This window comes from Sanguibacter sp. Z41_6 (assembly GCF_059621145.1).
The window spans coordinates 429,448-446,717 of record NZ_JCAQIF010000001.1 but is presented as its reverse complement, the minus strand read 5'-3'; the positions used below and the strand labels follow the sequence as shown (position 1 = coordinate 446,717).

Sequence of the window (17,270 nt, the reverse complement as noted above, 5' to 3'; positions counted from 1 at the left end):
GGTGGGATGCGCACAACGCCCACCCCCGTCGCCGCACCACCAGACGCCTCACACACATCGTCCTGAGGAGGACACATGGCTTCCCCCCACGCCCACCGGTGGCTTCGCCGACCGGCCGGTTCGACGGCTGCGATCGGCTTCGGCGCCGACTACAACCCGGACCAGTGGCCGCGGGAGGTGTGGGACGAGGACGTGCGGCTCATGCGTGAGGCCGGCGTCAACGTCGTATCCCTCGCGATCTTCTCCTGGGCGAAGCTCCAGCCGACGGCGGACACGTGGGACTTCGCGTGGCTCGACGACGTCATGGACCTGCTGCACCGCAACGGCATCGAGGTGGACCTCGCGACGGCGACCGCGTCCCCGCCGCCGTGGCTCACCACCGCGCACCCCGAGATCTTGCCGGTCACCGTGACGGGCGGCACCGTGTCGCCGGGCGCGCGCCAGCACTGGCGCCCGACGTCGCCCGTGTTCCGCGAGCACGCGCTGCGACTCGTGCGCGCGATGGCCGAGCGGTACGCAGAGCACCCGGCGCTCGTCGCGTGGCACGTGTCCAACGAGCTCGGCTGCCACAACATCTACGACTTCTCGGATGACGCCGCCGCGGCGTTCCGGGTGTGGCTCGAGGCCCGCTACGGCACGCTCGACGCGCTCAACCACGCGTGGGGCACGGCGTTCTGGTCGCAGCGGTACAGCGACTGGGGTCAGATCCTCCCGCCGCGGTACGCGGGCGGGCATCCCAACCCGACGCAGCAGCTCGACTTCAAGCGGTTCTCCTCGGACGCGCTCAAGGACTACCTGCGCGCCGAGCGGGACCTGCTCAGGGGGATCACACCTGATGTCCCGATCACGACGAACTTCATGGTCATTGGCGGGACCAAGGGCATGGACTACGCCGACTGGGCGGCCGAGGTCGACTTCGTGTCCAACGACCACTACGTCCTGCCCGGCCCGCAGGCGCTCGACGAGCTGTCGTTCTCCGCGAGCCTCACCGGCCAGCTCGCCGACCGCCGGCCGTGGTTCCTCATGGAGCACTCGACGAGCGCCGTGAACTGGCAGCCGGTGAACGTCGCGAAGAAGCCGGGGGAGCTGCTGAGGGACTCCCTCACGCACGTGGCCCACGGCGCCGACGCCGTCTGCTTCTTCCAGTGGCGCCAGTCCGCCGCGGGCGCCGAGAAGTACCACTCCGCGATGGTGCCGAGCGCCGGCCCGGACTCGGAGCTGTTCCGGTCCGTCGTCGAGCTCGGCCGCACGCTCGAGGCGCTCGCTCCGATCGTGGGGTCGGACCAGAAGCCGGCCCGCGTCGGGATCCTCTTCGACTGGGACTCCTGGTGGACGAGCGAGCACGACTCCCACCCGACAAACCGCCTGCGCTACAGGGCCGAGGGGCTCGACTGGTACTCGGCGTTCCTCGCGGCCGGCGTCCGGGCGGACATCGTGCCGGTGCACGGACGGACCGCGGACTATGACGTCCTCGTCGCACCCGTGCTGCACGTCGTCCCGGCGGCGCTCACCGCCGAGCTCGAGGCGTTCGTCGCGCGCGGCGGGCACCTCGTCACCACGTACTTCTCGGGGATCGTCGACGAGAACGACCACGTGTGGACGGGCGGGTACCCGGGCGCGCTGCGTGACCTGCTCGGTATCCGCATCGAGGAGTTCGGGCCGCTGCTCGACGACGAGTCGGTGACGCTGAGCAACGGCAGCGTGGGCACGATGTGGACGGACCGGATCGACGTCGTCGGCCCGGACGTCGAGGTCCTCGCGACGTACGAGGACGGCGAGATGGCAGGGCGGCCGGCGGTCACGCGGCGCCGGGTCGACGCGGGGACCGCGACCTACGTCTCGACGCGGCTCGGTGCCGCGGGGCTCGCCCCCGTGGTCGCCGAGGTGCTGGGCAGCGCCGGCGTGGTGAGCGAGCTCCCCGACGCGCTGGGTGGCCGTGTCGAGCTCGCGGTGCGCGAGTCGGGGACGGACGAGTTCTGGTTCCTCATCAACCGGACGGCCGAGGCGCTGGAGGTGCCGGGCATCGAGGGCGAGGTGCTCGTCGGGCCCGACGCGTCCGAGGGCCTGATCCTGCCCGGCCGCGCCGTGGCCGTCCTGCGGCGCCCGAAGGCCTGACGCACGGAGCCTGCGGCGACGTGACCGTCGCCGCAGGCTGGCCGGCGCGCGTCCCCGCCGCCGCCGGCCTCTCCGCAGCTCGCAGGGATGACGAGACCGGCGAGTGGGCGCTGAGGTTCGCGGTGTGGTCGCTCACGTGACGGAGGCCGGGGAGACCCTGTCGGCGAAGCGGGGACCGAGCACGCGCAGGAACGGTCCTCGCGGGACGAGATGTGCTGCGGCGGCAAGGACTTCGTTGTACCTGCCGTCGACGACGACGGGACGGTCAGCGTCGAGGGTGTCGAAGAAGGTGGCGACCACCTGCTCGACGCTTCGCCGACGCATCCCTGCGCCGGCGTTCTCCCCGGCGACGTCGAAGAAGCCGGTGTCGGTGACTGACGGGGACAGCGCCGCGACCCGGACTCCGGTGCCCCGGGTCTCGGCCCACAGTGCCTGCGTCAAGGACAGGACGAACGCCTTGGATGCGGCGTAGGCGGCGAAGCCGGGTGCGGGCATGTACGCGGCCATGCTGGCGATGTTGATCACGGCTCCGGAGCGTCGCTCGACCATGGCGGGCAGGAAGCGGGCGGTGAGGTCGGTCAGCGTGGTGCAGTTCAGCGTGATCATGGCGCTCAGTCGGGACGGGTCTTCGGTCTCGGCCAGTCGGCCGCTGAGCCCGAAACCGGCGTTGTTGACGAGGATGTCGACGTGGCGCCCCGCCAGTGCCTCCTGCACCCCGGCGCCGGCGTCGGGAGTGGAGAGGTCGACGGGGAGCACGAGCACGTCGCGGCCGTGCTGGCTGCGGATGTCGGCCGCCAGGGCTTCGAGCTTGTCCACGCTGCGTGCGGCGAGGACGACGTCGGCGCCGCGGGCGGCCAGCGCCCGGGCGATGCCAGCACCGATGCCGCCGGAGGCGCCGGTGATCAGTGCAGTGGAACCGGTGATGTCCATGAGTGCTCCTGTCGGTCGAGGCATCGTCTTGTCGTGCCTAATTGACACGATGTGCCAGAGCGACAGTGTTTGTCAAGGAGGTGATGTGCTGCAATGGGGTGGTGCAGCAGCTCACCCCTCGCGAACGGCGCCAGGCCGCCACTCGGCGTTCACTGGCCGAGCACGCCCTGCGGTTGTTCGTCGAGCGTGGGTATGAGGCGACGACGGTCGCCGACATCGCCGATGCCGCGGACATGTCCACGCGCACCTTCTTTCGCCACGTGCGCGACAAGGACGAGGCGATGTTCGCCGCCGACGAAGACGTCTTCGCCGAGGTCGTGGAGGCGGCCGCTGCCGCCGGCCCCGATGTCCCGCCCCTGGCCCGGCTCCTGCAGGGGGTGCGCGCCCTGGCTGGGTCGGCCGAGAAGGACCCCGAGGTCAAGTGCGCCCGAGAACGGATCCTCGACGACAACCCTGTGCTGCGGGCCCGTGACCTCGCTCAGCAGCTGCGCTGGCAGCAGCAGGTCCAACGGTTCCTGGAGGAGCAGGGCGTTGCTCCCGACGAGGCGAGCCTGGCCGCGGGGCTGGTGCTGACGATCTGGCGGGAGTCCTACCGGCGCTGGATCGCCGCCTATGCCGAGCCCGGATCGTTGGGGACGTTCCTCGACGCCGTCGTCGCCGAGCTCCCGCACCACGTCCTGGCCGCGGCTGCTCCCGGCCGGTAGGTCATCGAGCTGCCTCCGGTCGATCGTTCCCGGGTGGGGCAGCCCGCACGTTCCGCCCGCCCGCCCGGGCGGGTCGGACGCGCCGGGTCAGCCTGTGACGTCGGCGCGGCGCTCCCGGAGCACGCCGGCGGCGAGGACGACGACGACACCGGCCAGCGGGACGACGACGAGGCCGGTCCGCAGGCTCGTCGCGTCGGCGATGCGCCCGACGAGCGGTGGGGCGAGCAGGAAGCCGAACCGCATCATCCAGCTGACGATCGTGATGCCGGTGCCGGGCGCGAGCCCGGGCAGGCGGTCCGCGGCACCCATGGCTGCGGGCACGAGCGTCGCGGACCCGAGGCCCGCGGCGGCGAACCCGAGGATCGTCCCCGGGACGGTCGGCAGGGCGAGCGCCGTCCCGAGCCCGACGGCGATGAGCAGCCCGCCCGCGCGCGCGACGGTGGCCTGCCCGAACCTGTCGACGAGCCGGTCGCCGTAGATCCGGCCGACGAACTGCGCGCCGACGAGCGCAACGAAGCCGAGGGCGGCGAGCGTCGCGCCGGTACCGAGGGACTCCGACAGGTAGATCGCGGCCCAGGAGTTCCCGGCGTCCTCGACGATCGCGCCCGCCGCCGCGATGGCGACGAGCGCGGCGAGGGCGCCGATCTGGACCGTGGTGCGTCCGGCGGAGCGCGTGGCGCCGTGAGCCTGCGGGGGCTCGACGGGCTCCGGCCCGGGGAGCATGAGGCGGTAGCCGTAGATGCTCACGACGCTGAAGATCGCGCCCGACACGGCGAGGTGCAGACCGAGCGGCACGCCGAGCCCGGCCGCGATGCCGCCCATGAGCCCGCCGACGACACCGCCGATGCTCCAGATGGCGTGGAAGGCGTTGAGGATCGAGCGGCCGTAGAGCCGTTGTACGCGCAGCCCGTGGGAGTTCTGCGAGACGTCGACGATCGAGTCGAGGGCACCTGCGAGGAACAGGCCGACCGCGAACAGCACCAGGGTCGGCGCCACTCCGGCGAGGAGGACCCCGGCCGCCATGATGATGGTCCCCACCATCGCGACGCGCGAGGACCGGAACCGGCGGATGAGCGCCCCGGCCGCGAGACCCGAGATGAGTGCACCGAGGGGGAACGCGGCGACGGCGAGCCCGAGCTGCCCGTCCGACACCCCGAGGTGCTCCTTGACCTGGGGGTAGCGCGGGATGAGGTTGGCGACGATGGCGCCGTTGGTGAAGAAGACGAGCGCGACGGCGACGCGGGCACGCTGTGCTTCGGGCGCGACGACGTCAGGTGGGGTCGGGGCCACGGGAGCACCGTTCTGCGAGAGGGCTGATCGAATCGATCCGACCGGCCATCATAGCCGCGTGACCAGGACCGCGACGGGCGCGGTGGGGACCCGCGGGCCTAGTTCTCGCAGCCGACCCCGTCGCCGTCGCCGTCGAGGTGCGTGCCGTACCCGGGGTCGCCCAGGTGCACGGGTGCTGCTCCGGCAGCCCGGGCCGCTGCGCAGCTCGGGTAGGGGAGGTCGGCAGGTGCCGGAACGGGTGCGGGCTCGGTGGCAGCGGGGGCCTGCGGCTCCGGCGCCGGAGCCTCGGGCGTCGCCGGCACGGCGGCCCCCTCGGGCAGTCCCTGCTCCGGGCACGCGGACAGCACGCTGAGCATCGCGCCCTGCTCCGCCTCGGTCACCCACAGCCCGTACGTGTACTTGATCCCGACCTGGCGTGCGACGTACTCGCAGCGGAACTCCTTGTTCGGCGGGAGCCACGTCGCGGTGTCCCCGTCGCCCTTCTGCGAGTTGAGCGGACCGGAGGACGCGAGAAGGTTGAGGGGGTCGTTCGCGAAGGCCTTGCGCGTCGCGTCGTCCCAGCCCTGGGCGCCCTTCTGCCAGGCGTCGGACAGGGCGACGACGTGGTCGATCTGCACGAGGGACGACGTCTCCTGGCCGCGCTGGAACTCGATGGTCGTCCCGCTGTACCTGTCGGCGAAGGTACCGCTGAGCACGACGCAGTCGTTCGTCCCGGCTTCGAACGTCACGGCGGTGAGGTCACGGGCCAGGATGTCGTTGCGGGTGTCGCAGCCGTTGCGGTCCTCGTCCGCCCACGCGGGACCGAAGGCGTCCCGGGAGTAGCCGGTCTTCGGTGCTCGGCCCTTGACCTCGAGCAGCTTCGCCGTGCCCAGCGCGGACTGGGGGGCGGCCTCCGGGACGACGACGGCGTCGACGGGTGCCGCGAGCTCCGGTGCGGGCAGGTCCGCGGCGAGCTCGTCGAGCGACGGCGGCGTGGCCGTGGGCATCCCCGCGCACGCGCCACCGACGAGCATGACGACGAGCGAGCCGCCGACGAGTGCCCCGGCCCTGTGGCGAGCGGCCCGGCCGAGCCAGGACCGTCGGGACTGCGCTGCGTCGATCCCGGGAGAGGTGCTGGTGGTGGACCTGGACGAGCGCGGCGACAGCATGCACCCAGTATCGGTGCCCAGCGGGGATGTCGGTCGCGGTACGACGTCGCCTCACCTCGTGCACTGTCGGCCGCCGGGCCTCGCCGGTACCCTGGACTCGCTCCTGCAGATGTCGTGGTCCCGACCGGGCCCGTCGACCCGCACCGGGAGCGCCAGGGGCAACGGGAGGCGCGGTGCCGCAGACCTCGCTGGACTCGCGCGCACGCGTGATCGCCGCCGTCGCCTGGCTCGGTGGTGTCGCGGGTCTGCGACTGCTGCTCGGACCCACGCCCACGGGCCTCGCGCTGGACGGTGCGCTCGCGCTCGCGGTCGTCGTCGCGACGCTCGTCGCCGCGACCCGCGCGCGACCGGGCCGCAGTCAGCTCGGGTGGCGGTGCCTCACGGCCGCGGCCCTGTGCTGGTCCCTCGCGCCCCTCGCCTGGCTCACCGGCCTCCCCGACGGCCTGGCGACTGCCGGGCGGGTCGGGTTCGTCGTCCTCGGCGGCGCGGTGTGGTGGCTGACGTCGCTCGGTGCCGACCCGTGGTCCCGGATCCGGCTCGTCACGGACGGAGGGCTCGCGGCCGCGTCTGCGTTCGTCGCCGCGTGGCCCCTCGTGCTCCATGCCGTCGCGGACGAGGAGCACGGAGGGGTCAGCCATGCGTTCTCCGTCGCGCTCCCGCTCGGCGCGGTCGCGGTCGCCGTCGTCGTGGCCGGCGTCGCCCTCACGGAGATGCACCCCTCGCGGCGCGCGATGCCCGCGCTGAGCTGCGCCGCCTTCCTCGTCGTCGCCGTGTCGGACGTCGCGTGGGGGATGGGTGGGACGCCCGCCTGGGCGGCAGGGATGGCCTGCTTCGTCCTCGGCGTCTGCGTGTACCAGGGCACGTCCGAGCGCCGCGAGGTGCTGAGCACCCACCACACGCTCGTCCATGCTCCGTACGTCCTCCTGCTGCCGGCGCTCGTCGCGCTCGCGCTCCAGCACCTCGGCGACGGCATCCGCCCGGAGTCGGCCGCCGCCGCGGTCGTCATGGTCGTGCTCCTCGTCGTGCGCCAGCACGCGACCATCTCCGAGAACCGGGGCCTCGTCGGCCGTCTCGCCGCGACGGAGCGGCTCCTGCGGCACCAGGCGACCCACGACGCGCTCACCGGTCTCGCCGGCCGGGTGGTCCTGTCGGAGCGGATCGACGACGAGCTCGCGCGGCCCCGCGGGACGAGCCGTGGCCTCGCGGTCGTGTTCATCGACCTCGACGACTTCAAGGCGGTCAACGACACCCTGGGGCACGCGGCGGGTGACGACGTCCTCGTGCAGACCGCGCGGCGGCTCGTCGCGCTCCTGAGCCCCCTGGGGGACGAGGCCACCGCGATCCGGATGAGCGGTGACGAGTTCGCGGCCGTGCTCGTCGGTCACGCGGCCCGCTCCGCGCACGACGTCGCGAACCGGATCCTCGACGAGGTGCGCCGCCCCATGACCGTGAGCGGCCAGGAGGTGCGGATCAGCGCGAGCATCGGGGTCGCCGTCGCCGACCCCGCCATGACCGACCCCTCCGAGCTCCTGCGCGCCGCGGACCTCGCCATGTACCGCGTGAAGCACCAGGGCAAGTGCGCCGTCGAGGAGGCCGCCGTCGTCGGTGCCGCGGACGACGTGCAAGCCACGCCGAGCACCACCACCTGAGCCACCGGGCGCATCAGCCGCATCAGCCGCACCAGCCGCACAGCCGCACCAGCCGGGCGCACCCGGCGCACGAGGTCGCGACGGACCACCGGCCCGGCGCGCACGCGTCACGCGCGCGGCCCCTCGTGGTTACACGACCGACACACGCCGGTGGTTGCCTGGTGAGGAGGACCGGGAGGCCGCATGGACCTGTTGATCGACACGGTGCGGGTGGCGCACGCCCGCGCCGACCTCGCGCTGCGCCCCGGCGAGGTGCTGCTCGGCGGAGGCACGTGGTTGTTCTCCGAGCCGCAGCACGGCCGCGGGACGACCGGACTCGTCGATCTCACCGCGCTCGGCTGGCCCGCGGTCACCCGGACGGCCCACGGCCTGAGCATCGCCGCGACGTGCACGGTCGCGGAGCTCGCCGCCCTCACCCCGGAGGTCGCTGGCACCGCCCACCCGCTGTTCCGCCAGTGCTGCGACGCGCTGCTCGCGTCGTGGAAGGTGTGGAACGCCGCGACCGTCGGCGGCAACATCTGCCTCGCCCTGCCGGCCGGCGCCATGATCTCCCTCGCCGTCACGCTCGACGCCACCGCCGTCGTGTGGCTCCCGGACGGCGGGGCGCGCACGCTGCCCGTCGCGGACCTCGTCACCGGCCCGTCCCGGACCGGGCTCGCACCCGGTGAGGTGCTCCGGTCCGTCGAGGTGCCCAGCGCCGCCCTCGCGGCACGGACCGCGTTCCGCCAGATCGCCCTGTCCCCGCTCGGCCGGTCCGGCGCCGTCGTCACGGGTCGGCGCGACGTCGACGGCGCGACGACGGTGACGATCACGGCGAGCACGCCGGCTCCCGTCGTCCTGCGGTTCCCCGGCCCGCCCGCCGAGCAGCAGCTCGAGGTGGCGCTCGCCGGCGTCGAGCACTGGTACGACGACGTGCACGGCGCCCCGGACTGGCGGCGCCACGTCACGACCGTCCTCGCGCACGAGGTCCGTCAGGAGCTGGCGGACGACGGCCCCCCGGCCCCCGGCGCGGGCGGCGCCCGGTGAAGCTCGAGGTCAACGGCGTCGTCCTGGACACCGACCCCGCGCCGGGGCAGTGCCTGCGGACCCTGCTGCGCGAGCACGACCACGTCGAGGTGAAGAAGGGCTGCGACGCGGGGGACTGCGGCGCGTGCACGGTGCTCGTCGACGGGCAGGCCGTGCACTCGTGCATCTACCCCGCCCACCGCGCGGAGGGCCGTTCCGTGACGACCGTCGCCGGGCTCGGGGACGTCGACCACCCGCACCCCGTCCAGCAGGCGTTCGCGGACGCGGGCGGCTTCCAGTGCGGTTTCTGCACCCCCGGGATGGTCGTCACCGCGTCCGTGCTCGACGACGCGCAGCGCGCGGACCTGCCGCACGCGCTCAAGGGCAACCTCTGCCGGTGCACCGGGTACCGGTCGATCGCGGACGCGATCGCGGGTGTGCGCAACGTGGGGTGCGCGGCGGGTGGCGTCGGGACGTCCGCGCCGCCGCCCGCCGCGATGCGCGTCGTCACCGGCCGCGAGCCGTACACGCTCGACCTGCCGACGCAGGGCGTGCTGCACCTCGCCGTGCTCGGCAGCCCGCACGCCCATGCCCGTGTCCTGGCCGTCGACACGAGCGCCGCCGAAGCGATGCCGGGCGTGCACGCGGTGCTCACCGCCGCGGACGCCCCCGACGTGCTGTTCTCCACGGGCCGGCACGAGAGCCGCTACGACGACCCCGACGACACCCGGGTCCTCGACACGGTCGTCCGGTTCCGCGGGCAGCGCGTCGCGGCCGTCGTCGCCGACTCGCTCGACGTCGCCCAGCGTGCGCGGGACCTCGTCCGGGTCGAGTACGAGGAGCTGCCTGCCGTCTTCGACCCCGAGCGTGCCCGCCGCCCCGGCGCGCCCCTCGTCCACCCTGACCGCACCCACGCGGACCGGGTGGACGAGGCGCACCGCAACGTCGTCGCGACCCTCCACGAGGAGATGGGCGACACCGCCGCCGCACTCGCGGCCGCGCACACCACCGTCGGTGGCACGTTCACGTCCCACCGCGTCTCCCACGCGGCCCTCGAGACGCACGCCGCCCGGGGCTGGCTCGACGCGACCGGGCGCCTGGTCATCAGGTCGAGCACCCAGGTGCCGTTCCTCGTGCGCGACGAGCTGTGCCACGTGTTCGGGCTCGAGCGGGAACGGGTCCGGGTGTTCACGGCCCGGGTGGGTGGGGGCTTCGGCGGCAAGCAGGAGATCCTCACCGAGGACCTCGTCGCGCTCGCCGTGCTGCGCACGGGGCGGGCCGTCCAGTACGAGCTCACCCGCGAGGACGTGTTCACGGTCGCGACCGTCCGGCACCCCATGACCGTCGACGTCCGGCTCGGCGCCGACGAGGACGGCCGCCTCACCGCGATGACCGTCGACCTCCTCAGCGACACCGGGGCCTACGGCAACCACAGCCGGGGCGTGATGTTCCACGGGCTGAGCGAGTCGCTCGCCGTCTACCGCTGCCCCGCCACGAGGGTCGACGCCGAGGTCGTCTACACGAACAACCCGCCGTCCGGGGCGTTCCGCGGGTACGGGCTCGGGCAGGTGGTGTTCGCGGTGGAGTCCGCGATGGACGACCTCGCTCGGGAGCTCGGCCTGAGCCCGGGCGAGCTCCGTCGCCGCAACGTCGTGCTGCCCGGTGAGCCGATGATCGTCACGGACCCCGACGAGGTGAGCGACCTGCGGCACGGCAGCTACGGGCTCGACCAGTGCCTCGACCTCACCGAGGCCGCACTCGCCCGCGGCAACGGGGCGGCGGTCCCGCGGGGCCGCCAGTGGTCGGTGGGTACCGGGCTCGCGCTCGCGATGATCGCGACGATCCCGCCCCGCGGGCACTTCTCGGACACGTCGGTCGCGCGGCTCGAGGACGGGACGTTCGAGGTGTGCGTCGGCACGGCGGAGTTCGGCAACGGCACGACGACGGTCCACCGGCAGCTCGCCGCGACGATCCTCGGCGTGCCCGGGGACCGGGTGCGCGTTCGACAGTCCGACACAGATGTCGTCGACCATGACACGGGCGCGTTCGGGTCGACGGGGTCTGTCGTCGCCGGCAAGGCCGTCGTGGCCGCCGCCCTGCAGCTGCGGACGATGATGCGGGACGTCGACTCGGAGCACGTGCCGCTCGTCGCCCGCGGGCACCACGACGGGACCCCGCGCTCGGTGGCCTACAACGTGCACGGGTTCCGGGTCGCGGTGAACCGGGAGACCGGGGAGGTCCGGGTCCTGCAGAGCGTCCAGTCCGCCGACGCCGGTGTGGTGCTCAACCCCGAGCAGCTGCGCGGGCAGATCGAGGGCGGGGTGGCACAGGCGATCGGTGCGGCCCTCTACGAGGAGGTGCGGCTGGACGGCGCGGGGCGCGTCACCACGCGGACGTTCCGGGAGTACCACGTGCCGCAGTACGCGGACGTGCCGCGCACCGAGGTGCTGCTCGCGGACACGTACGACGAGATCGGTCCGCTGGGCGCCAAGTCGATGAGCGAGGCGCCGTTCAACCCCGTGGCGGCAGCGCTGGCCAACGCGGTGCGCGACGCCACGGGTGTCCGGGTGCGGAACCTGCCGTTGTCCCGGGAGCGGGTGTGGCGCGAGCTCGCGGCGGGCGGGCCCGCACCCGGCCTCGCGCCTTGAGGCGTCAGGCGCCGAGCCCCGCGCGGTCGACCTTGCGGTGGAACCGCATCCCGGCGAGCCCGCCGAGCAGTGCGCCGAGAAGGCTCGTGATCGCGACACCGACGGCGACGATGATGCCGCCGGTCGTGAGGTCCCCCTCGTCGACGGGGATCCGCGGGAAGGCGTTGACCTCCGCGAGGATGTTGTACTCGTTGCCGGCGAGCGCCCCGAGGGCGGCGACGAGGATCGCGATGACCACCGCCCAGAGCCAGACGGCGACGCCCTGCTTGAGGCCGTTGAACCGCGCCATGCGTCCGGCGACGTACCCGCCGCAGTAGTAGGCGAGGAACAGCACGACGAGCAGGATGGCCCCGCCGACGATCCCGACGGTCGCGACGTCGTCGCTCGACTGGGCGACGTCGACGAAGTCCGTGTCCGTGGCCAGGCCGAGCGCCGCCCCACCGGCGGCGACGAGCGCGACGAGCAGCACGGCGGTGCCGGTCGCGGTGAGCCACCCGAAGAAGGCGGAGCCGATCTTCACGCCCCCGTACTCGTCCTTCTCGCGCTGCACGACCGCCTGGCGGTCCCGGGCGAGCGTCGCGTCGTCGGCGTGCCGGGGGTCCCGGTAGGGCTCGCCGTCGGAGTGGGCGGGGTGCGAGCTGGTCATGGCGGGGTCTCCTCGTGTCGGCGGACGGCGCCCCCTGGCGCGCGCGGCCCATGGCCGTCGATGAGCACGAACCTACGCCTGGGAGCCTGTTCCCGCCCCCGGTGGGCGGGGGCCACGAGGTCCCCGGGGAGGGAACCCGCTGGCGCCGCGGTCAGACGATCGGCACGTCGACGGTGAGCAACGCCTCCGCGTCGATCCCGTAGGGCCCCTGCGCGAGGATCTCCCCGGTGGCACCGACGGCGAGCGACGCCCCGATGCAGCGCCACCCGTCCCAGTCGCCGCTGATGACGGGCCCCACGTTGCTCACGCCCACCACGGGCATCCGGTGCGCTGTGGCGAGCTCCCGGTACGGCTCCACCCACTCGGATCCGTAGGGGGTCGCCACGTTGTCGTGCTGCGGCGGCACGGCCCAGGCGGACGGCGACAGGAGGATCTGCGCCCCCATCCGGCCGAGGGCGTGCCCGAGCGCGACGGAGGACAGCGAGTTGTCCGCGCAGATGTCCAGGCCGATGCGACCGAGGTCGGTGTCGGCCACCGCGAGGGACGCACCCGCCGTGTAGACACCGAGCCCGACGTCGAGCTCGTTGATCTTGCGGTGCTTGCGCAGGATCTCTCCCGTGGCGTCGACGAGCACCGCGGCGTTGTAGACCCGCACGCCGTCGCGCTCGGTGATGCCCGCTGCGACGACGATGCCGCGCTCGCGGGCGGCGTCGCACAGCACCTGCGTCGTGGGGCCCGGGATCGGCGCGGCGAGGTCGCGGGCACTCTCGTGGGTCCAGCCGAGGTCGAGGCACTCGGGCAGGACGACGACGTCGCACCCGGCGGCCGCGGCGCCGTCGATCATCGTCACGGCGCGGGCGAGGTTCGCGTCGCGCTCGCCGGGCTCGACGAGCATCTGTCCCATGCCGATGCGCAGCGTGCGTGTCATGCGAGGTCCTCCCGGGGGTGCGTGCCGTGTGCGGGCTGGCGCGGTGCGCCGGGCGGCGCGGTCGACTCCCGCCACACGATGCGGGTGAGCGGGTTCGAGGTGGGCGGCGGAACGTCGCCGCGGAGGGCGGCGACGAGGTGCTGCATCGCGCGCCGGCCGGCCTCGGCACGGTCGCCGTCGACGGTGGTGAGGGACGGCGTGAGGTACTGGCCGACGTCGTAGTTGTCCCAGCCGGTGATGCTCACGTCCCCCGGGACGGACCAGCCGCGCTCGGTCGCGGCGCGCAGGACGGCGACGGCGAGGAGGTCGTTGGCGGCGATCACGGCGAGCGGCGGCGCGTCGTCGGGCAGTGCGCGGACGGCGGCGACGGCGTCGTCGCCGGACCAGCTGTTGCTGACGACGCCGAGGGACTCGACGCCCAGCCGGGCGACGGTCTCCCGGTAGGCGTCCGCGCGGCGCGCGGCGGACGTGAAGTGCGGCGGCCCGGCGACGTGGAGGAAGCGGGTGTGGCCGAGTGCGACGAGGTGCTCGACGAAGGTCTGGACCGGCGAGGGGTCGGCGAGCGCACCGACGTTGCGCATCTCGTCGTCGAAGTCGTCGGTCGTGACGACGGGGACGTCGTCGGGCAGGTCCGCGGCGCTCGTGGGGAGGACGGGGCCGAGCGCGAGGATGCCCTCGTACTGGCCGGACCGCGCGAGGTCGAGCATCCGGTCGGTGCGCACCCGGGCGGTGCCGTCGACGCTGTGCACCTCCATGGCGTACCCCGCGGCCTCCGCGACGGCGCCCGCGCCGGCGAGCAGCGGGACGGGGTCGACCAGCCGCATGCCCATGACGACGGCGAGCCGACCGGTTCGGCGGGTGCGCATCGAGCGCGCCGCGAGGTTGGGGCGGTAGCCGAGCTCGTCGACGGCGCGCAGCACGCGCTCGCGGGTCTCCGCGGAGATGGAGCCCTTGCCGGAGAGCACGTACGAGACGGTGGACTGCGCCACCCCCGCGTGGCGTGCTACGTCCCGGCTCGTGGCGTTCTGCGACATGTCTCCACCCTAGCGATTGACATCCGAGGAGCCTGCTGAGCATCCTAGTGATACGTATCACTGGCGATGCCCGCACCTCCGGTCGTCGTCGCCCACGGAGGAGAGAAGCTCGATGATCAACGTCGCCATCGTCGGAACCGGGAGCATCGCCGGAGCGCACGTGCGTGCGTACGCAGCGTTCCCTGACCGCTGCCGCATCGTCGCGCTCAGCGACACCGCCCCCGGCAAGGCCGAGGCGTTCCGGCAGACGCACGGCCTCGACGCCGCGACCGTGCACACCTCCCACACCGAGCTGCTCTCCCGGGGCGACATCGACCTCGTGAGCGTCTGCACCCCGCCGTCGACGCACGGCCCGGTGAGCGTCGACCTCCTGCGGGCAGGGATCAACGTGCTGTGCGAGAAGCCGATGGCCCCGTCGCTGGCCGCCTGCGACGCGATCCTCGCTGCCGAGGAGGAGGGCGGTGCCGTGTTCTCCTCCGTCGCGCAGAACCGGTTCCGGGACGACGTCGTGCAGCTGCGGTCCGTGGTGGAGTCGGGGCTCGTCGGGCCGGTCTCGCACGTCGCCGTCGACTCCGCGTGGTGGCGCGGGCTCGGCTACTACGACCTGTGGTGGCGCGGAACCTGGGAGCAGGAGGGCGGCGGCTGCACGCTCAACCACGCCGTGCACCACGTCGACATGCTCCTGTGGCTCCTCGGGGCGCCGGAGTCCGTGACGGCCGTGCTGACGAACGCTGCGCACGAGAACGCGGAGGTCGAGGACCTCTCCGTCGCCGTCCTCGGGTACGACCGTGCCCTCGCGACGCTCACGAGCTCCGTGGTGCACCACGGAGAGCGCCAGCAGATCGTCGTCCAGGGACGCGACGCGAGCATCAGCCTCACGGGCGACGTCGTCGCCGAGACCGCGCAACCCAACGGCTTCCCCGTCCCGGGCGGGAACGCCGAGCTCGTGCGCAAGATCGACGAGGTGATGGCCGCGCAGGAACCCCTCACGCACACGGGCCACGAGGGACAGGTCGACGACGTCCTCACCGCGATCGAGACCGGGCGGCGGCCCAGCGTCGACGGGCATGACGGACGGCGGACGATCGAGCTCATCACCGCGATCTACCAGGCGGGCATCGAGCGCCGTACGGTCGACCTGCCGCTGTCCGTCGACGACCCGTACTACCACCCGGGCACGCTCCCGGAGCGCGCTCCGCGCTTCTACGCGAAGACCGGGCAGGTGAGCGACCAGGACGGGCCGATCACCATCCCCGGGACCGACGCCCCGACGCGCCCGTCCAGCACCACCGACACCGAGGAGAACCGATGACCGCGTCCGACGGCGGCACCTACGCCCCCGCGCCCCTGCCCGCCCCCGTCGTGGAGCCCGGCGAGTTCGTCATCGCCGCCATCGGCCTCGACCACGGCCACATCTACGGCCAGTGCGAAGGGCTCATCGGGGCGGGTGCGACGCTCAAGTGGGTGTACGACCCCGACCCCGCGAAGGTCGAGCAGTTCCGCGAGCGGTTCCCGGACGTGCGGGTGGCACGGTCCGAGGACGAGGTGCTCGACGACCCCGAGGTCCGGCTCGTCGCCGGCGCCGCCGTGACGAGCGAACGGTGCGCGCAGGGCATCCGCGTGATGGAGGCCGGCAAGGACTACTTCGTCGACAAGGCGCCGCTGACGACGCTCGAGCAGCTCGCCGCCGCCCGCGAGGCGGTGCAGCGCACCGGCAAGAAGTACGGCGTGTACTACTCCGAGCGCATCCACGTGGAGACGGCCGTGTTCGCCGGGCAGCTCATCGAGCAGGGGGCCATCGGCAAGGTCGTCCAGGTCATCGGGCTCGGCCCGCACCGGCTGCGGGCCGGGAGCCGCCCCGACTGGTTCTTCGAGAAGGACAAGTACGGCGGCATCCTCACGGACATCGGCAGCCACAACATCGACCAGATCCTCCACTACACCGGCGCGACGGACGCCGAGGTGGTCAACAGCCAGATCGCCAACTACGCCAACCCCGACCACCCGGAGCTCGACGACTTCGGGGACGCCAACCTCGTGACGAACACGGGCGCGACCGGGTACCTGCGGTGCGACTGGTTCACCCCGGACGGGCTGCAGACGTGGGGCGACGGACGGACGTTCATCCTCGGGACCGAGGGGTTCATCGAGCAGCGCAAGTACATGAACCTCGGCACCCAGGACGGCCCCGCGCACCTGTTCCTCGCCAACGGCCAGGAGGAGAAGCACTACAACGTGTACGGGAAGGTCGGGTACCCGTTCTTCGGGCAGCTCGTCCTCGACTGCCTCGAGCGGACCGAGAACGCCATGACGCAGGACCACGCGTTCAAGGCCATCGAGCTCGCCATCACGGCGCAGATGGGGGCGCGGGACCTGTCCTCGTTCCCGCGCTGAGGTTCCCGGAGACCTCGCCCTCGGTGTGGGCGGGGTCTCCGCTCGCATCGATGCACTCGGTGCATCGATGCATGTAGTGTAAGAACGTGCTCTCCGCTGACCGTCCCGTCGACCGCCGGGGCGCCCTCAAGGCCCGCCACCGCCGGGCGATCCTCGACGCCGCCGCGCCCCTCATGGACGAGCGCGGCATCGGGGGCTTCAGCGTCGACGAGCTCGCCGAGCGCGCAGACGTGTCACGGCGCACGATCTTCAACCACTTCTCCTCGTTGAACGACGTGGCCATCACCGTGTGCTCGGAGCGGTTCGACGAAGCCATGGCAGCGCTCGCAGCCAGCTCGGTGGACAGCGCCGACCGGCCAGCCGGCTCGGTCTTCGAGGACGTGGCGCAGACCTTGAGGTCCATGGACCTCACCGCACCGGTGGGCTACCTGTCCCGGGTGCTCATGCCCGACTCGAGCGTGCGGGGGCAGATCTCCGGGCTGTTCAACAGTGCGATGGCGTCGATGAGCAAACGCCTGGCTGCGGACCTCAAGGACCGCCATCCCGAGGCCGACGACCTCGCCGTCGACCTCCTCGTCGCCTCGCTCGTCGCGGGGCTTCCCGTGGTGGCGGCGCGGTGGGCCGAGACCACGGCCGGCGTCGACGACGCCGAGTCGCGGCGGGTCTTCGCCGCGCTGCTGGAACGCTTCCTCTCGGCCATCGGCGACGGATTCTCGTCCGGCGCGGGCTTCGAGCGCACCGCGTGACCGCGTCACCCTCTTCCTGCCCACGACCGACCG

14 protein-coding genes are annotated in these 17,270 nt (G+C 73.1%); 8 read left to right on the top strand and 6 right to left on the bottom strand.

Annotated features, from left to right (window positions below; all coding sequences use genetic code 11):
- Positions 1 to 75 precede the first annotated feature (75 nt).
- Positions 76 to 2,115 (top strand): beta-galactosidase, encoded by a 2,040-nt coding sequence (locus AC54T1_RS02090; protein WP_496910860.1) that lies wholly within the window; start codon positions 76 to 78, stop codon positions 2,113 to 2,115.
- Positions 2,116 to 2,247: 132 nt separating this feature from the next.
- On the opposite strand, the gene AC54T1_RS02085 is transcribed toward AC54T1_RS02090, so the two are convergent.
- Complete coding sequence (locus tag AC54T1_RS02085; RefSeq protein WP_496910859.1) at positions 2,248 to 3,045, bottom strand: SDR family NAD(P)-dependent oxidoreductase; 798 nt, start codon at positions 3,043 to 3,045, stop codon at positions 2,248 to 2,250.
- A gap of 101 nt (positions 3,046 to 3,146) precedes the next feature.
- Here AC54T1_RS02085 and AC54T1_RS02080 point away from each other — a divergent pair, with 101 nt between their 5' ends.
- Positions 3,147 to 3,749, top strand: a complete 603-nt coding sequence (locus AC54T1_RS02080) for a TetR/AcrR family transcriptional regulator (protein ID WP_496910858.1) — start codon at positions 3,147 to 3,149, stop codon at positions 3,747 to 3,749.
- 87 nt (positions 3,750 to 3,836) lie between these two features.
- On the opposite strand, the gene AC54T1_RS02075 is transcribed toward AC54T1_RS02080, so the two are convergent.
- Positions 3,837 to 5,039 (bottom strand): MFS transporter, encoded by a 1,203-nt coding sequence (locus AC54T1_RS02075; RefSeq protein WP_496910857.1) that lies wholly within the window; start codon positions 5,037 to 5,039, stop codon positions 3,837 to 3,839.
- A gap of 98 nt (positions 5,040 to 5,137) precedes the next feature.
- The gene (locus AC54T1_RS02070; protein ID WP_496910856.1) at positions 5,138 to 6,187 is read right to left on the bottom strand and encodes a GmrSD restriction endonuclease domain-containing protein; all 1,050 of its coding nucleotides are present in this window, start codon (positions 6,185 to 6,187) and stop codon (positions 5,138 to 5,140) included.
- 173 nt (positions 6,188 to 6,360) lie between these two features.
- Between AC54T1_RS02070 and AC54T1_RS02065 the strand changes: the two genes are divergently transcribed.
- The 3 genes from AC54T1_RS02065 to AC54T1_RS02055 all read left to right on the top strand — a co-directional run bounded on the left by AC54T1_RS02065 (position 6,361) and on the right by AC54T1_RS02055 (position 11,489).
- Positions 6,361 to 7,836, top strand: coding sequence for a diguanylate cyclase domain-containing protein (locus AC54T1_RS02065; protein ID WP_496910855.1), 1,476 nt, complete (start codon positions 6,361 to 6,363; stop codon positions 7,834 to 7,836).
- Positions 7,837 to 8,019: 183 nt separating this feature from the next.
- Positions 8,020 to 8,862: an FAD binding domain-containing protein gene (locus AC54T1_RS02060; protein ID WP_484343682.1), complete on the top strand. Its 843-nt coding sequence runs from the start codon at positions 8,020 to 8,022 to the stop codon at positions 8,860 to 8,862.
- Positions 8,859 to 11,489, top strand: coding sequence for a molybdopterin-dependent oxidoreductase (locus AC54T1_RS02055; RefSeq protein ID WP_496910854.1), 2,631 nt, complete (start codon positions 8,859 to 8,861; stop codon positions 11,487 to 11,489). Before AC54T1_RS02060 ends, AC54T1_RS02055 begins: the two co-directional genes overlap by 4 nt.
- Positions 11,490 to 11,493: 4 nt before the next feature.
- Here the strand turns inward: AC54T1_RS02055 and AC54T1_RS02050 are convergent, their stop codons facing one another.
- The 3 genes from AC54T1_RS02050 to AC54T1_RS02040 form a co-directional block, all read right to left on the bottom strand.
- Complete coding sequence (locus AC54T1_RS02050; protein WP_496910853.1) at positions 11,494 to 12,135, bottom strand: hypothetical protein; 642 nt, start codon at positions 12,133 to 12,135, stop codon at positions 11,494 to 11,496.
- Between the two features lie 151 nt (positions 12,136 to 12,286).
- Positions 12,287 to 13,063 carry a carbon-nitrogen hydrolase family protein gene (locus AC54T1_RS02045; RefSeq protein ID WP_484343679.1) on the bottom strand — a complete coding sequence of 259 codons (777 nt, stop codon included), beginning with the start codon at positions 13,061 to 13,063 and terminating at the stop codon, positions 12,287 to 12,289.
- Positions 13,060 to 14,097 (bottom strand): LacI family DNA-binding transcriptional regulator, encoded by a 1,038-nt coding sequence (locus AC54T1_RS02040; protein WP_496910852.1) that lies wholly within the window; start codon positions 14,095 to 14,097, stop codon positions 13,060 to 13,062. The genes AC54T1_RS02045 and AC54T1_RS02040 overlap by 4 nt, the downstream gene beginning before the upstream one ends.
- A 112-nt stretch (positions 14,098 to 14,209) precedes the next feature.
- Between AC54T1_RS02040 and AC54T1_RS02035 the strand changes: the two genes are divergently transcribed.
- The 3 genes from AC54T1_RS02035 to AC54T1_RS02025 all read left to right on the top strand — a co-directional run bounded on the left by AC54T1_RS02035 (position 14,210) and on the right by AC54T1_RS02025 (position 17,237).
- A complete protein-coding gene (locus AC54T1_RS02035; RefSeq protein WP_484343677.1) occupies positions 14,210 to 15,409 on the top strand; it encodes a Gfo/Idh/MocA family protein in 1,200 nt (399 codons plus the stop codon).
- Positions 15,406 to 16,491 (top strand): Gfo/Idh/MocA family protein, encoded by a 1,086-nt coding sequence (locus tag AC54T1_RS02030; protein WP_484343676.1) that lies wholly within the window; start codon positions 15,406 to 15,408, stop codon positions 16,489 to 16,491. The genes AC54T1_RS02035 and AC54T1_RS02030 overlap by 4 nt, the downstream gene beginning before the upstream one ends.
- Before the next feature lie 86 nt (positions 16,492 to 16,577).
- Positions 16,578 to 17,237 (top strand): TetR/AcrR family transcriptional regulator, encoded by a 660-nt coding sequence (locus AC54T1_RS02025; RefSeq protein ID WP_496910851.1) that lies wholly within the window; start codon positions 16,578 to 16,580, stop codon positions 17,235 to 17,237.
- The last annotated feature ends 33 nt before the right edge of the window (positions 17,238 to 17,270 follow it).

What these genes read in the sequence shown, in the direction of transcription:
- AC54T1_RS02090 (WP_496910860.1), top strand. Translation starts at nt 76, where the DNA reads ATGGCTTCCCCCCACGCCCACCGGTGGCTTCGCCGACCGGCCGGTTCG.
- AC54T1_RS02085 (WP_496910859.1), bottom strand. Translation starts at nt 3,045, where the DNA reads ATGGACATCACCGGTTCCACTGCACTGATCACCGGCGCCTCCGGCGGC.
- AC54T1_RS02070 (WP_496910856.1), bottom strand. Translation starts at nt 6,187, where the DNA reads ATGCTGTCGCCGCGCTCGTCCAGGTCCACCACCAGCACCTCTCCCGGG.
- AC54T1_RS02060 (WP_484343682.1), top strand. Translation starts at nt 8,020, where the DNA reads ATGGACCTGTTGATCGACACGGTGCGGGTGGCGCACGCCCGCGCCGAC.
- AC54T1_RS02050 (WP_496910853.1), bottom strand. Translation starts at nt 12,135, where the DNA reads ATGACCAGCTCGCACCCCGCCCACTCCGACGGCGAGCCCTACCGGGAC.
- AC54T1_RS02045 (WP_484343679.1), bottom strand. Translation starts at nt 13,063, where the DNA reads ATGACACGCACGCTGCGCATCGGCATGGGACAGATGCTCGTCGAGCCC.
- AC54T1_RS02040 (WP_496910852.1), bottom strand. Translation starts at nt 14,097, where the DNA reads ATGTCGCAGAACGCCACGAGCCGGGACGTAGCACGCCACGCGGGGGTG.
- AC54T1_RS02035 (WP_484343677.1), top strand. Translation starts at nt 14,210, where the DNA reads ATGATCAACGTCGCCATCGTCGGAACCGGGAGCATCGCCGGAGCGCAC.
- AC54T1_RS02030 (WP_484343676.1), top strand. Translation starts at nt 15,406, where the DNA reads ATGACCGCGTCCGACGGCGGCACCTACGCCCCCGCGCCCCTGCCCGCC.